The 14,173-nt window shown below is 67.9% G+C and carries 10 protein-coding genes and 1 pseudogene; 6 read left to right on the top strand and 5 right to left on the bottom strand.

Going from position 1 to position 14,173, the window contains the following annotated elements; translation table 11 throughout:
* The first annotated feature begins 6 nt into the window (after nucleotides 1–6).
* Genes JX552_RS01690 through JX552_RS01680 form a run of 3 tightly spaced genes read left to right on the top strand, consistent with a single transcriptional unit; the run spans nucleotide 7 to nucleotide 3,125 of the window.
* Nucleotides 7–774 carry a GntR family transcriptional regulator gene (locus JX552_RS01690; RefSeq protein ID WP_205875797.1) on the top strand — a complete coding sequence of 256 codons (768 nt, stop codon included), beginning with the start codon at nucleotides 7–9 and terminating at the stop codon, nucleotides 772–774.
* Nucleotides 767–2,353, top strand: coding sequence for an AMP-binding protein (locus tag JX552_RS01685; protein WP_241010850.1), 1,587 nt, complete (start codon nucleotides 767–769; stop codon nucleotides 2,351–2,353). The genes JX552_RS01690 and JX552_RS01685 overlap by 8 nt, the downstream gene beginning before the upstream one ends.
* 1 nt (nucleotide 2,354) lies before the next feature.
* Nucleotides 2,355–3,125, top strand: a complete 771-nt coding sequence (locus JX552_RS01680) for an SDR family NAD(P)-dependent oxidoreductase (RefSeq protein WP_205875796.1) — start codon at nucleotides 2,355–2,357, stop codon at nucleotides 3,123–3,125.
* Between the two features lie 6 nt (nucleotides 3,126–3,131).
* On the opposite strand, the gene JX552_RS01675 is transcribed toward JX552_RS01680, so the two are convergent.
* A complete protein-coding gene (locus tag JX552_RS01675; protein ID WP_205875795.1) occupies nucleotides 3,132–3,593 on the bottom strand; it encodes an SRPBCC family protein in 462 nt (153 codons plus the stop codon).
* A gap of 99 nt (nucleotides 3,594–3,692) precedes the next feature.
* A pseudogene (locus JX552_RS01670) lies at nucleotides 3,693–4,557 on the bottom strand (rhomboid family intramembrane serine protease).
* 293 nt (nucleotides 4,558–4,850) lie between these two features.
* On the opposite strand from JX552_RS01670, the gene JX552_RS01665 reads away from it, so the two are divergent.
* Nucleotides 4,851–5,075 carry a hypothetical protein gene (locus JX552_RS01665; RefSeq protein WP_065135214.1) on the top strand — a complete coding sequence of 75 codons (225 nt, stop codon included), beginning with the start codon at nucleotides 4,851–4,853 and terminating at the stop codon, nucleotides 5,073–5,075.
* Between the two features lie 450 nt (nucleotides 5,076–5,525).
* Nucleotides 5,526–10,346: a cation-translocating P-type ATPase gene (locus JX552_RS01660; protein ID WP_241010849.1), complete on the top strand. Its 4,821-nt coding sequence runs from the start codon at nucleotides 5,526–5,528 to the stop codon at nucleotides 10,344–10,346.
* A 40-nt stretch (nucleotides 10,347–10,386) separates the two neighbouring features.
* On the opposite strand, the gene JX552_RS01655 is transcribed toward JX552_RS01660, so the two are convergent.
* Both JX552_RS01655 and JX552_RS01650 read right to left on the bottom strand, forming a co-directional pair.
* A complete protein-coding gene (locus tag JX552_RS01655) occupies nucleotides 10,387–10,647 on the bottom strand; it encodes a hypothetical protein (protein WP_205875794.1) in 261 nt (86 codons plus the stop codon).
* 144 nt (nucleotides 10,648–10,791) lie between these two features.
* Complete coding sequence (locus JX552_RS01650) at nucleotides 10,792–10,980, bottom strand: hypothetical protein (RefSeq protein ID WP_205875793.1); 189 nt, start codon at nucleotides 10,978–10,980, stop codon at nucleotides 10,792–10,794.
* A gap of 257 nt (nucleotides 10,981–11,237) precedes the next feature.
* On the opposite strand from JX552_RS01650, the gene JX552_RS01645 reads away from it, so the two are divergent.
* Entirely contained in the window at nucleotides 11,238–12,614 is a 1,377-nt protein-coding gene (locus JX552_RS01645; RefSeq protein WP_205875792.1) for an HNH endonuclease signature motif containing protein, read from the top strand.
* Between the two features lie 15 nt (nucleotides 12,615–12,629).
* Here the strand turns inward: JX552_RS01645 and JX552_RS01640 are convergent, their stop codons facing one another.
* Nucleotides 12,630–14,156 carry an AMP-binding protein gene (locus JX552_RS01640; RefSeq protein WP_205878155.1) on the bottom strand — a complete coding sequence of 509 codons (1,527 nt, stop codon included), beginning with the start codon at nucleotides 14,154–14,156 and terminating at the stop codon, nucleotides 12,630–12,632.
* Nucleotides 14,157–14,173: the final 17 nt, after the last annotated feature.

Raw genomic sequence — 14,173 nt, 5'->3', positions numbered from 1 at the left:
ACAACAATGTCCGAGACGAAGGTGTCTGAAGCCAAGGTGGCCGACCACCGCTATCTCCAGGTGGCGCGCACGCTGCGCAAGGAGATCGTGGACGGGGTCTATCCGGTCGGCTCCCAGCTGCCGACCGAGCACGAACTGTGCGAGCGCTTTGCCGTCAGCCGCTACACCGTCAGGGAGGCACTGCGCAGGCTGCGCGACGACAACCTGGTGTCGTCGCGGCCGCGAACCGGAACGCTGGTGGTGCCCCGGCCTTCGACGGATTCGTATGTGCAGCACGTCATGTCGATCAACGACCTGCTGGACTTCGCCTCCGGCACCCGCTTCGCGATCGAGTCAGTCGCGATGGTCACCATCGACGACGCCTTGTCCCTCCGGACGGGCCTGGCCGCGGGCGAGCAATGGCTCTCGGTACGCGGCGCACGTCAGGCGGCCGAAGCCGAACCCGGCGCGAAGTCGGCCCTGTGCCGCACGGAGTACTTCATCAACCGTGAGTTCGCGGCGATCGGCCGCCTGCTGGCACGTCACGAAGGCCCCATCTTTCCGTTGATCGAGGACCTTTTCGGGCTCAGTATCGTCGAGGTGCGCCAGGACATCATCGCTGTGCTCCTGTCCGCCGAACTTGCCGTAGCCCTGGACGTCGAACCCGGCACTCCAGCCCTGCAAGTCCAGCGCACCTATCGCGCTTCGGATGATCGGGTGGCACAGATGACGATCAACACCCATCCGGCATCGCGTTTCCGCCATTCGATGACGATGCGACGGGTCCGTGGTTAGGAAGCTGATCGGCGGGCGCTCGCTCCGTTGGGATGCGGAGCGGGCCGCCACGGCGTATGCGCGGGGATCCTGGATCGACGGCACTCTGGCGGATTCCGTGCGCGCGGCCGCCAAGCACACCCCCGATCGGGTAGCTCTCGTCGACGGTCATCACCGGTCGACGTGTGCGGATCTCTACCGGGATGCGACGGCGCTCGCACATGCGCTGGCCGCCCGGATGCCGCCGGGCAGCGTGGTGTCGTTCATCCTGCCCAATTGGCATGAGGCCGCAGTGATCTACCTGGCCACCACGCTGGCCGGGATGGTGGCCAACCCGATCCTGCCGTCCCTGCGCGATCGGGAAGTGCTCTTCATTCTCGAGGACGCCGACAGCCGGATGGTGTTCATTCCTTCGGTGTTCGGGCGCTACGACTTTGCGGCCATGCTGCGCAGGGTCACCGCGAAGCTCGACTCGCCGCCGGATGTGGTTGTAATGCGCGGCGATTGCCGGCCGGGCCACATTCCGTTCACGTCGCTGCCGACCGGTCCCGGAGCGCCGCTGCCCAGCCTGGACCCCGACGCGGTGCGCATGGTCCTCTATACGTCAGGCACCACCGGAAGACCGAAAGGCGTTCTGCACAGCCATAATTCCATCCACGCGCTGTTGCGCCAGATTGGCGAGCACTGGCGGGTCGAGCCCGGCGACGGGTTCCTGGTGGCCTCGCCGATCGCGCATATCGGCGGCTCCATCTACGCCTTCGAAGCTCCGTTTCTGCTGGGCGCCACGGCCGTCCTGATCGAGCGCTGGGACGCCGATCGCGCGGTGGGCCTCCTGGTGGCCGAGCACTGCACGCACATGGCGGGCGCCACCCCGTTTCTGGAGCAGCTGCTGACCGCGGCCCAGCGCGCGGATACCCGACTGCCTGACCTGAAGGTTTTCATCTGTGGTGGCGCTTCCGTGTCGCCGGGGCTGATAAGAAAGACCGCGGCATATTTCGACTCCACCGTGGTCACGCGAGTCTATGGGTCCACAGAAGTCCCGGTGACGACGGTGGGCTCGACCGAGGATCGCGATCACGCCGCCGACACCGACGGGCGTCCCGGTGTGGCCGACGTCAAGCTGGTGGATGGTGAGATCCATGTTCGAGGGCCACAGATGCTGGTCGGTTACCTTCGTACGGAAGATGAAGCCGGGGCCTTCGATGCTGAGGGCTACTTTCGCACCGGCGATCTGGCACGCTGGGTGGACGACGAGTACCTCGTGGTCACCGGTCGCGCCAAAGACATCATTATCCGAAACGGCGAGAACATCTCCCCCAAGGAAGTCGAGGACATCCTGGCCGACCATCCCGGCATCGCCGAGGTCGCCATTGTCGGGCTGCCCGACGAACGCACCGGCGAGCGGGCCTGCGCGGTCGTCGTTCCCGCCGCGGCGCCGGGGCCGGACGTGCCCAGCCTGCTGGACTTTCTGACGGCTTCCGGTGTCGCGCGCTTCAAAGCCCCTGAACAGGTGGTCATCTGGGATGACTTGCCGAAGAACGACGCGGGAAAGGTGCTCAAGCACCAGATCAAGGCGGCGCTGATGAATGCGGAGCACTGACATGCAGGTAGCGATCGTGACGGGCGCGACCGGTGGTATCGGATTCGGCTGCGCGGCCAGGCTTGCCGAAGCCGGAATGGCGGTGCTGGCGACGGGGCGGGACGAGGGCAGGCTGGCCCGGTTGGCCGAGGCGATCGGCGACCCACAGCGGGTCGACACCGTGGCCGTGGATCTGGTCGGTGACGACGCGCCGCGGCAGATTGTCGACGCCGCTGTCTCGAAGTGGGATCGCATCGACTTTCTGGTCAACGCCGCCGGTATCGGCAGCCCCAAGCCGCTGCACGAAACCGACGACGAATCCCTGGACCATTTCCTGGGTTTGATGTTGCGCGCCCCCTTCCGCCTGGTGCGTGAGGTGCTGCCACATCTGCGGCCCGGCTCGGGGATCGTCAACATCACCTCGACATTCGCGGTGGTGGGCGGGATGCGCGGCGGTGCCTACTCGGCCGCCAAGGGCGGGCTCACGGCGATGACCACCCATATTGCCTGCCAGTACGGGGCACAGGGAATACGTTGCAACGCAGTGGCTCCCGGTGTCATCCAGACCCCCATGACCGAACATCGACTGGCCGATGAGCGGTTCCGCCGCATCAACGTCGAGATGACGCCACACCAGCGGTTGGGCACGGTGGACGACGTCGCCGGCACGGTGGCGTTTCTCTGCTCCCCCGGCGGAGCCTTCATCAACGGCCAGACCATCGTCGTCGACGGCGGGTGGAGCGCCACCAAGTACCTGTCCGAGCGCGCGCTGACCGCGGAGTGGACGACCTGATCGGCGTCAGCGCAATTCGAACTGGCGCCGGATGCCGTAGAGCATCTTCGCGTGCGCTTTGACGGCTTGGCGAACCGTGAAGGCCGCCAGCGGCCGCGGCGCGGCAAACCGAATCCGTTCGGTGATCCGGGTGCCGCCGTCGATCTGCTCGAAGCTCACCGCTGCGCGCAGCCGAACGCCCGGCGACTGGTCGGCTTCGGTGTGCACATCGCCGGTTGCCGGAACCTGCAGACGTGCCCGGTAGGTGACCTTCAGCGCGACCGGCCCCAAGGGAATGCGGTCCACCACTTGATAGCTCACCCAGTAGCCATCGGGAGATTCGTTCCGGGACAACAACTCCACCGACACGATCAGCGGATGCACCAACCTGATGTTGTCCAGGTCGACGTAGTAGTCGCGTACCTGCTCCGGCGGCGCGGGCACCTCTTCGATCAACGTCCGCTCGGCGTGGGCGATCCACCAGCTCATGGCTGCCAACCTACGCACCCTGGCCTCGCGAGCAGACGCAAAAGCACCGTGGAGCAATCGCTCCCGGAGCGTTTGCGTCTGCTCGCTGCCGGAGGCGAGTCACTCGAACTGGGCCAGGAGTGACACCGTTCGCCACCAGATCAGCGCCGCGAACAGGACCAGCAGGGCAACCGTCGCCGCCGCCTGGACCAGATCCCGTCGCTGCCGAGGCGCGTATACGTACGCCGCTGAAACCAGCGCACCCGCGACCAACCCACCCACGTGTCCCTGCCAGCTGATCTGCTGTGAACTGACCAGCGGCAACACGAACGTGAAAACGAGGTTGAACCCGATTACGGCGACCACCCAGCGGACGTCGAGGGTGAGCCGCTTGGCCACCACGAACGTGGCGGCGAACAGCCCGAATACCGCTCCCGAGGCAACCCGCCGTCGCCGTGTTCAGCGGCGACAGAAGGTACACCAACACTGAACCGCCCAGTCCACTCAACGCATACAACCCGACGAATCGCAATCGGCCCAGCCACATTTCGAGTGGCTGGCCCACGACGTACAGCGCCCACATGTTCAACAACAGATGCGTGGGGCCGTAGTGCAGGAATGCCGAGGTGACCAGCCGATAGAACTGTCCGTCCGCCACGGCCGGCGGCCATAACGCGAACTGCCGCTGCACATCCGGGATCGCCATTTCGGCGACGAACGCCAACACGTTGACGACGATCAAACCGATGGTGATGACCGGCATTCCAAACCGCTCCCGCCCGCCGAAGCGCGTGCGCTCGGGCCGAACAGTGCGCGCACCGGCTTCGACGCACTCCACACACTGGTGGCCGACCGCGGCGCTGCGCATGCAGTCGCCACAGATCGGCCGTTCGCACCGCGTGCAACGGACGAAAGTCTGGCGGCCGGGATGCCGGTAACAGGTGGGCGCGTCGGCCGGCAGCTGAGCGGCACTGGGGCTGGTCATCTACCCATTCTCGCCTGAGCAGGTTCGGCACTGGTCAGGGCGATGCGGTGCGCACTGGGACCACAGCCGAACCAACGCCGGCAATGGGATGGGCCTCGAGAGGTTCAGCGACCGCCTGGACGCGGACCGAAGGTATCCAACTCGCCGTCGACGACGCGGCAGCCGCCGCAGACCATTGAGTAGACCCTGCCGAAGCCGCCCGCATCGCGTTGGAGCGTCAATTGCGGCAGAGAAGCCGCGACCCGCTGGCGCGACTGTTTCCTCGCCCGCCGAGATTTATTACTGTGTCAAAGGTGGAGTCAGACGGAACACCCGAGTTGGTGCCGGTCGAACATTTGCACTCTGGTGACCCGATCACCGATGGTGGTCAGCGGTACATCGTTCTCGAATCCAAGGCCGTCGGCGACGGCTGCGTAGTCCTTGAGCTGGAGTCCAGGGTGGACCACCATCTCCAGGTGATCGAGAAGTCGTTCCCGACCGGATACCACGTCGGCAGAGCAAACCACCGATATCTGTAGGACGGACTCAGTCCTACTCGCTGCGCGACCGCCCGACGGCCACCGCGCAATTGGTGTGCTCCACAAATTAATTCCGTTGTAGTCGTTGATGATCGAGATCCTCGGGGTCCGAATCACCGTGTTGGCGTCGCGTCCTGGCCGACCGGGCTTTCGCCGCCCCTGGCGACCTCCCGATAATGCCAAGCGCAGCGAACGCGCAGCCCGCGGTCGCCGAGTATCGGCGCAACGCCGATAACATCATGCAAGCCCATTCCGTCCAGGGCCTCACCTGCCGGTTCCGGGCCGGACACCCGGGATGGCAGCGCTGACCGTCTTGATCGACCCGCTTGTTGTTCTCGGCGTTTGGGTTGCCGCTCACGCGGTAACCCGGCCGCATTCTCGCGGGCCGTGTGGACAGGTCAGCAAGGCCCCGGGAGGATTGGCGCGGTAGACGTAATCGAAGGGTGACGGATGAAGATCCCGGGTGTGGCCGACTTTGTCGGCACTCTCACCGGTGGAGCGGTTCAGGCCATACAGGCAGGGGTCAACGGGGCGGCGGGCGCCGTCGGCGCGGTGCAGGCATTGACCAGCCCGATGACCGAACTTGTCGGGCCGGTCGTGCAGACCGTGGCGCACAACACCGGCCGGGCGATCGGCCTGGGTAACTCGCACAACGGAGCGCCGGAAACCGTCACTCCTCCCGTGCGCTGGTACAGCGGGCGTCGCGTGCACCTGGACCTCGATCCGCTGCTGCCGTTCCCACGCTGGCACGAATACGCCTCGGTGATCGAGGAGCCGGTCCGCCGGATCTCCGGAGTCGAAAAAGCCCATGTCGAGGGTGCGCTGGGCCGGCTGGTCATCGAAATCGGCGCTGACGCCGACGCCGACGACGTGCTCGACGAGGTGCGCGAAACAGCGGCCGCGGTGGCCGCTGACCTCACGGCCGCCGAAAGTGGTCCCACGCCCCACTCGGCGCCGTTCGCCGATCCGGGCAACCCGCTGGCGATCCTGGTGCCGCTGACCGCCGCGGCGATGGATGCCGTCGCGGTCGGCGCCGCCGTCACCGGATGGTTCACCCGGCTGCCCGTGGCACCGCGCAGCGCCCGAGCCGCCGCCGCGCTGATGAACTATCAACCGCGAGTGGTGGCCGTCCTGGAGTCCAGACTCGGCCGGGTGGGAACCGACATTGCGCTCAGCGGTTCGACCGCGCTGGCCTATGGCCTGAGCCAATCGGTCGGCACTCCGCTGCTCAATCTTGCGCAACGCGGGCTGCAGTTGTCCGAGGCCACGGCGCACCGCCAGCGGTGGCGGGAACGTGAACCCGAACTCGCCTCGCCCGGCCGGCCGCAGGCGCCGGTGGTGCCGATCCTGTCCTCCGCGGCGGACGAACACACACCCCGGCACAACTGGGCCGCGGCCGCCGCCGGTGAGGCCTCGCACGTCGTCGTCGACGGCGCCATCGACGCCGCGATCGACACCAGCAAGGGCTCCATGAAAGGCCCGATCGAGCACTACGTGGACCAGGCCGCGAGCGGCTCGGTGGTTGCCGCGGCCGGCGCGTTGTTCGCGGGCGGCGGCGCGGCCGAGGCCGCCGAGGCGATCCTGGCCGGGGTGCCCAAGGCAGCACACGTGGGCCGCGAAGCGTTCGCCACGACGCTCGGGCGCGGCCTGGCCAACGCCGGGCTGCTGTTGCTCGACCCCGGCGCGCTGCGCCGCCTGGACCGGGTGCAGGTGGTCGTCATCGACGGCGCCGCCCTACGTGGTGACCACCGTGCGGTGCTGCGCGCTCAGGGCGACGAGCCCGGCTGGGACGACGACCGTGTCTACGAGGTCGCCGACGCGCTGTTGCACGGCGAGGAGGCGCCCGAGCCCGACCCGGACGAACTGCCGGTCATCGGTGCGCGGCTGAAGTGGATTCGGTCGCAGGGATCGTCGGCGACGCCGGCGCAGGGTCTCGAACATGCCGAACTGATCAACGACGGGGATCGGGTGGGCAGCGTGGACGTGGGGTGGGAAGTCGACCCCTACGCAATCCCGCTGATGCAGACCGCACACCGTACCGGGGCTCGGGTGGTGCTGCGTCACGTGGCCGGGACCGAGGACCTGTCGGCCAGTGTCGGTTCCACCCATCCCCCCGGTACTCCGCTGCTGAAGCTCGTCCGCGAACTGCGGGCCGACCGCGGGCCGGTGCTGCTGATCACCGCCCTGCACCGCGACTTCGCGTCCACCGACACCCTCGCCGCTCTCGCCATTGCCGATGTCGGCGTCGCTCTGGACGACCCGCGCGCGGCCACGCCGTGGACCGCCGACATCATCACCGGGACCGACCTGGCCGCCGCGGTGCGGATCCTGTCCGCGCTACCGGTGGCCCGCGCCGCCAGTGAATCCGCCGTGCACCTGGCCCAGGGCGGCACTACGCTGGCCGGGCTGTTGCTGGTCACCGGGGAAGACCGCAGAACCACCAATCCGACTTCCTTCCGACGCTGGCTCAACCCGGTCAACACCGCCGCGGTGACGGCCCTGCTGGGTGGCTCCCTGTCGGCGGCCCGGGTGCTGCGGCTGCCCGACCCCACCCCGCAACCGCTGACCGCCTGGCACGCGCTCGACCCCGAGATCGTCTACGCGCGCCTGGCCGGCGGGTCGCGCCCGCTGGCGGTCGAATCCGACACCCCGACCTGGCGGCGCCGGCTCGACGACTTGTCCTATGAGCCGGTCGTGGCCCCGCTGCGTGGCCCGGCGCAGACGCTGGGCCGGCTGGCGGCCGCCACCCGTGTCGAGTTGCGCGATCCGCTGACTCCGATACTCGCGGTGGGGGCGGCGGCGTCGGCGATCGTCGGCAGCAATGTCGACGCGCTGCTGGTGGCCGGGGTGATGGCGGTCAATGCGATCACCGGCGGCGTACAACGGCTGCGGGCCGAGGCTGCGGCCGCGGAACTGTTCGCCGACCAGGATCAGCTGGTGCGCCGCGTGGTGGTGCCGGCCGTGGCGACCACCCGGCGGCGGCTGGAAGCCGCCCAGCACGCCACCCGCACCGCCACCGTGTCGGCCAAGAAGTTGCGGCCGGGGGACGTCATCGACCTGGCCGCCCCCGAAGTGGTGCCCGCCGACGCCCGGATCCTGGTGGCCGACGACCTCGAGGTCGACGAGTCCTTCCTCACCGGCGAGTCGCTGCCGGTCGACAAGCAGGTGGATCCCGTCGCCGTCAACGACCCCGAGCGGGCCAGCATGCTCTTCGAGGGCAGCACGATCGTCGCCGGACGCGCGCGGGCGATCGTCGTCGCCACCGGGGTCGGTACCGCCGCGCAACGCGCGATCTCGGCGGTGGCCAACGTCGAGACGTCGGCCGGCGTGCAAGCGCGGCTGCGGGAACTGACCAGCAAGGTGCTGCCGCTCACGCTGGCCGGCGGCGCCACGGTGACCGGCCTGTCGCTGCTGCGCCGTACCTCGCTGCGGCAGGCGGTAGCCGACGGCGTCGCCATCGCGGTTGCCGCGGTTCCCGAAGGCCTGCCGTTGGTGGCGACCCTGTCGCAGCTCGCCGCCGCACAGCGCCTCACGGCGCGCGGCGTCCTGGTGCGATCACCTCGCGCCATTGAGGCCCTCGGCCGAGTGGACACCGTCTGCTTCGACAAGACCGGCACCCTTACCGAGAACCGGCTGCGGGTGGTGCGTACGGTCCCGACGGGTATCGGTCCCGACGGGCCGTTCCCTGGCTCCGACGATCCGGCGGCCATCGCGGTGCTACGGGCCGCCGCGCGTGCCTCGACGCAGCCGCACGACGGCGAAGGGCACGCGCACGCGACCGATGAGGCAATTATCACCGCAGCCATTTCCGTTGACGGCGAAGGAGATTCGCCCTGGACCGTGCTGGCCGAGGTGCCCTTCGAATCCAGCCGGGGATACGCCGCCTCCATCGGCGCGGACATCGCCGACGCGATGCCCGTGCTGATGCTGAAGGGCGCCCCGGAGACAATCCTGCCGCGCTGCAGATCCGTCGACGACCAGGCCGAGGCTCTGGTGGACAGTCTGGCCGCACAAGGCCTGCGGGTGCTCGCCGTCGCGCAGCGCCCCTGGGAACTCGGTACCACCGACGGTGACACCGATGTCGACGCCGTCGACGCCGCCGCCCACGACCTCGAACTGCTCGGCTACGTCGGGTTGGCCGACACCGCCCGCGCCTCGGCGCGGCCGCTGATCGAGGCGCTGGTCGAGGCCGGGCGCAACGTCGTGCTCATCACCGGTGACCACCCGATCACCGCCCGCGCGATCGCCCGTCAGCTGGGTCTGCCCGCGGACGTCCGCGTGGTCACCGGCGCCGAGTTCGCCAGCTTCGACGCCGAAGGTCACACCAAGCTCGCCGCCGACGTCCAGGTGTTCGCACGGGTCAGCCCGGAGCAGAAGGTGCAAATCGTCGCAGCCCTGCAGCGTGCCGGGCGGGTGACCGCCATGGTCGGCGACGGCGCCAACGATGCCGCGGCCATCCGGATGGCCGACGTGGGCATCGGAGTGAGTGGCCGCGGATCCTCCGCCGCCCGGGGTGCAGCCGATATCGTGCTGACCGACGACGATCTGGGTGTGCTGATCGATGCGCTGGTCGAGGGCCGCAACATGTGGGCCGGTGTACGCGACGCGGTCACCATCCTGGTCGGGGGCAACGTGGGCGAAGTGCTGTTCACCATTCTGGGCACGGCTTTCGGCCAGGGGCGGGCACCGGTGGGGACCCGTCAACTGTTGCTGGTGAATCTGCTCACCGACATGTTCCCGGCGCTCGCGGTCGCTGTCACGTCGCAGTACGACGACCCCGAAGACGACGAGGACCTCACCGAGGATCAGATCGAGGAGGCTCGCTGGACGCTCCAGCGCGCGCTGCTGACCCAACCGGCCCCGTCGCTGGACGAGCCGCTGATGCGTCAGATCGTCAGCCGCGGAGTCATCACTGCCGCCGCCGCAACCACCGCCTGGGCCATCGGACGCTGGACGCCAGGTACCGAAAGACGTACGGCCACAATGGGCCTGACCGCATTGGTCACGATGCAGCTAGCGCAGACCCTGCAGAGCCGCAGTCATAGTCCGCTGGTGGTGGCCACGGCACTGGGTAGCGCGGGTGTCCTGGTCGGCATCATCCAAACACCGGTGGTCAGCCAGTTCTTCGGTTGCACACCGCTGGGACCGGTGGCCTGGACGGGCGTGATCGGCGCCACGGCAGGTACCACCGCGATTTCGATGCTGGCACCCCACTGGTTGAACAGGGCGGTCGGCGCGGTGACACCCGGACCGGATGAGGCCGCCGAGTAACAAGGCGCCTGCGCCGGTTGCTATTCGGCTGGCGGCGAGCTCACGTCTCGAACAGTTGCGGCCGATCACGGATCATGGTGTGGGCAAGTCTCGACGCGGCGTAGAGCAGTTCCAGCAGGCTCTCCACGTCGTAGGCGAGCGAAGGAGCATCCGCATCGGACCACGTTCGGCCCGGCCCATATCTATCCCGCTGCCGCGCCCCGGGCAGATGCCAACCGCCGCGCTCGTAATCGGGATAGAACCGATCCGCCGCTTTGAAGCGGGAAAACCATCGTTCGCCGCCCAGATGGACGTTGACCATGACCTCCCCGTCGCCATAGCCCCGAACCGGCTCGATCTGCAGCGCAAACTCTGGTGGTTCATCGAGCGGCGGGCGAATCCGCCGTATCTCGGAATGCGTCCAATCGGGCTCAGGTGGACCCTCACCTTCTGTATCGATAGCAGCCTAGTCGCCATTGGCAAGTCTCTGGTCGAAGTACGGGGTTGCCAGCCACAGCTTCTCGGGGAGTTCGCCGGGCCGAGCGAAGGTGAACCACACGCGATTACCGTCCCTGCGAATGCTATCGACAACACCGATCCCGGAGCGCCAGAGACAGATTTCGACGTCCGACCAGCCGCCATCCGAACCTGTCATCGGTCGCCCACCTTTCGTATTTCAGTCCAGGATCATGAGTCGGCGGCTTGCAGGCAATACCTAACGTGTTCACTTCAGCCGATGGAGGCTCTCGGTGGGGCTCGAGCACGCGCGGAACCCTGTGGCACATCGCCTCGGCTCCTTGTGCAACGACGCCTGCGCCTGTACGGCTTCAGCATTGAAGCCGGACGAATCGGAACAGGCGACCGGTAGGCCGTGACGGCCATTCTGTCGGTGCCCCACAATAGAATTCGGGTATGAGTTGCAGCACCCGTGCAGATTGGGCGGAGGCGTTGGGTGCGCTTCGCGGGTCGGTGTCGCGGCTGTTGGAACTCGGTGCGGACATGCTGAGCACACCGGAGTTGATGACGACGCTCGGCGAAATGGAGGTGGAGTGCCGGCGTCTGCCGGTGGCTGGCAACGTGTTGATCAATCAGCTTGCTGCCCAAGCGACTCCGGCAGAATTGGGCGGAACCCTGGGGCAAGCTCTGGCCGATGTGCTGCGGGTGGTCAAGGACGAGGCGGACCGCCGCATCGCCGACGCCGCCGACCTGGGACCGCGCCGCGCGCTGACCGGGGAACCGTTGGCCCCGGTGCTGTCTGCCACCGCCGCCGCACAGCGGCGCGGCCTGATCGGGGCCGGGCACATCAAGGTGATCCGCACCTTCTTCAAGAAGCTGCCCACCACCATCGCTGCGGCCGACCGCGACTACGCCGAGGCAGACCTGGCCGGCAAAGCCGCCGCCGGCTGTCGCCCCGATGAGGTCGCCGACTACGCCAAGTTGCTGCAGAACTACCTGATGCCCGACGGCGACGGCCCCGACGAACCTCAACGGGCCCGCAAACGCGGCATCACCCTCGGCCAACAACAACCCGACGGGATGTCAGAGATCCGTGGGTTGATCACCCCCGAATTCCGCGCCACCCTGGAACCGGTGGTGGCCAAACTCGGCGCCCCGGGCATGTGCAACCCCGACGACGAGCAGCCCGTCATCGCGGGCAAGGCGCCCGCCGACGCCGTCGACCGCGACACCCGCAACCACGCGCAACGTAGCCACGACGCGATTGCGGCCGGGCTGCGGATGCTGCTGAGCTCCACCGCGTTAGGCCGCCACCACGGGCTGCCCACATCAATCGTCGTCACCACCACCCTGGCCGAACTCGAAGCCGGTGCCGGACGCGGGCTGACCGCCGGAGGCACCCTGCTGCCCATGTCCGACGTGCTGCGGCTGGCCTCCCCGGCCCATCACTATCTGGCCATCTTCGACAAAGACAAAACCCTGGCCCTCTACCACGGCAAACGGCTGGCCTCCCCAGAACAGCGCCTAGTCCTGCTGGCCAAAGACCGCGGCTGCACCCGACCCGGCTGCACCGTGCCCGGCTACTGGACCCAGGTGCACCATCTCGAGGGATGGATGGCCAAGCGCCGCACCCACATCGACGAACTGACCCTGGCCTGCGGACCCGACAACAGACTGGTCGAACTCCACAAATACCGCACCCGCCACAACAGCTACGGCATCACCGAATGGCGCCCACCCAAACACCTGGACTCCGGGCGGCCCCGCACCAACTGCATGCATCACCCGGGAATGCCACTGAAACCCGAGGATGACGACGACGAACCCGATTGACAGTATGCGGGTCCGCTAGCCGGACAGCTCCCGGCGCACCACCTTGCCCGCCGGATTACGCGGGATGCTGGTGACGATGTTGATGTCCCTGGGCTGCTCGAATCGGGACACCTTGCCCCGCAGGTATTCTCGCAGCGCCGGCGCGTCGAGCGAACTGTCTTCCCGCGGCACCACGAAGGCGACCAAGCGCTTGCCGAACTGCGCATCGGCGACGCCGACGACCGCGTTCTCGGCCACTTCGGGGTGTCCGGCAAGCGCGTTCTCCAAAGCGCGGGGATAGACGTTCTCGCCGCCGGAGACGATCATGTCGTCCTCGCGGCCGACGATGTAAAGGCGGCCGCCCTCGTCGAGATAACCCATGTCCCCGGTGCTCGTCATCCCGTCGATGACGGTCTTGCCGCCGCCGCTGGTGTAGCCGTCGGAGGCCAGCCCGCCGCCGACGAATATCCGGCCGGTGACCCGTGGCCCGACCGGTCGGTCGTTGCGGTTGTAGATGCGCACCGGACATCCGGCGACCGGCCTGCCCACCGTCTCCGGAAAACGGCGCAGCTCTTGTGGTGTGGCCAGCGACCCGATGCCCACCTCGGTCGAGCCGTACAGGTTGTACAGCACGTCCCCGTAGACGTCCATGAACCGACGCGCCAGGCCGGGGTCCAGCCGGTCACCGCTGGATATCACAATCTTCAAGCAAGGCAACGGGTTTCGGGCCCGAACTCGTTGCGGCAGATCCAGTAGCCGGGCCAGCATGATGGGCACCGCGCTCATCGCCTCGGCGCGATGCAGCGACGCCTGCGCCAGTACGGCTTCAGCGTCGAAGCGCCGGCGGGTCAGCACGGTACCACCCAGAGCGATGGCCATCATCAGGATGCCGAAGCCGAGGCCGTGAAACATCGGTGCCGCCAGGGAGATTCGTGTGCCGACCCGCAGGCCGGTGCGTGCCAGAATGGTCGCACTGACACCCACTCCCGAACTCAAGTGCGGGCTGCGTGGCACTCCCTTCGGGATCCCGGTGGTTCCCGAGGTCAGCAACACCATCCGACCGGACCGGGCCACCCTGGGTCGCGCTACGGCCAGGCAGGGTTCGACTGTGGCCGGATCGATGATCCGGATGGGTTCCCCGGTCGCCGCTATCTGATCGGTGAACTCGCTGTCGCAGAACATGGTTCGGATCTGGTGCGCACCCAGCGCGCCTGCGAGGGCGTCGGCGCGGAACTCGGTGTTCACCAGCACCACATCGACGCCTACCAGCGCCGCGGCGAATACCGCCGCCACAAAGTTGCGCCCGTTGCGGGCCATCACACCGACCGCTTGCCCGGGCCGAACGCCGGCATCGAGCAGTTCCACGGCCAGCGATTCGGCTAACGACTGCAGCTCGTGGTAGCTCAGCGCACCGTCCTCGTCGATGATCGCGGTGCGCTGCGGCCATCGCGCCGCCGATACGGCCAACATGGTGCAGAGATTGGTCCCACCCCGGCGGACCTCGCGGGCCACACGCAGTGCCACGGCGGGGCCGGGCGGGTCGAGCAGACCCGACGACAGCATCGCACGGGCCGTCGTGC

The organism is Mycobacterium gordonae (assembly GCF_017086405.1).
Lineage (GTDB): Bacteria > Actinomycetota > Actinomycetes > Mycobacteriales > Mycobacteriaceae > Mycobacterium > Mycobacterium gordonae_D.
This window is presented reverse-complemented; position numbering and strand designations above follow the sequence as displayed.

What these genes read in the sequence shown, in the direction of transcription:
- JX552_RS01690 (WP_205875797.1), top strand. Translation starts at nt 7, where the DNA reads ATGTCCGAGACGAAGGTGTCTGAAGCCAAGGTGGCCGACCACCGCTAT.
- JX552_RS01680 (WP_205875796.1), top strand. Translation starts at nt 2,355, where the DNA reads ATGCAGGTAGCGATCGTGACGGGCGCGACCGGTGGTATCGGATTCGGC.
- JX552_RS01675 (WP_205875795.1), bottom strand. Translation starts at nt 3,593, where the DNA reads ATGAGCTGGTGGATCGCCCACGCCGAGCGGACGTTGATCGAAGAGGTG.
- JX552_RS01660 (WP_241010849.1), top strand. Translation starts at nt 5,526, where the DNA reads ATGAAGATCCCGGGTGTGGCCGACTTTGTCGGCACTCTCACCGGTGGA.
- JX552_RS01655 (WP_205875794.1), bottom strand. Translation starts at nt 10,647, where the DNA reads ATGGTCAACGTCCATCTGGGCGGCGAACGATGGTTTTCCCGCTTCAAA.
- JX552_RS01650 (WP_205875793.1), bottom strand. Translation starts at nt 10,980, where the DNA reads ATGACAGGTTCGGATGGCGGCTGGTCGGACGTCGAAATCTGTCTCTGG.
- JX552_RS01645 (WP_205875792.1), top strand. Translation starts at nt 11,238, where the DNA reads ATGAGTTGCAGCACCCGTGCAGATTGGGCGGAGGCGTTGGGTGCGCTT.
- JX552_RS01640 (WP_205878155.1), bottom strand. Translation starts at nt 14,156, where the DNA reads ATGCTGTCGTCGGGTCTGCTCGACCCGCCCGGCCCCGCCGTGGCACTG.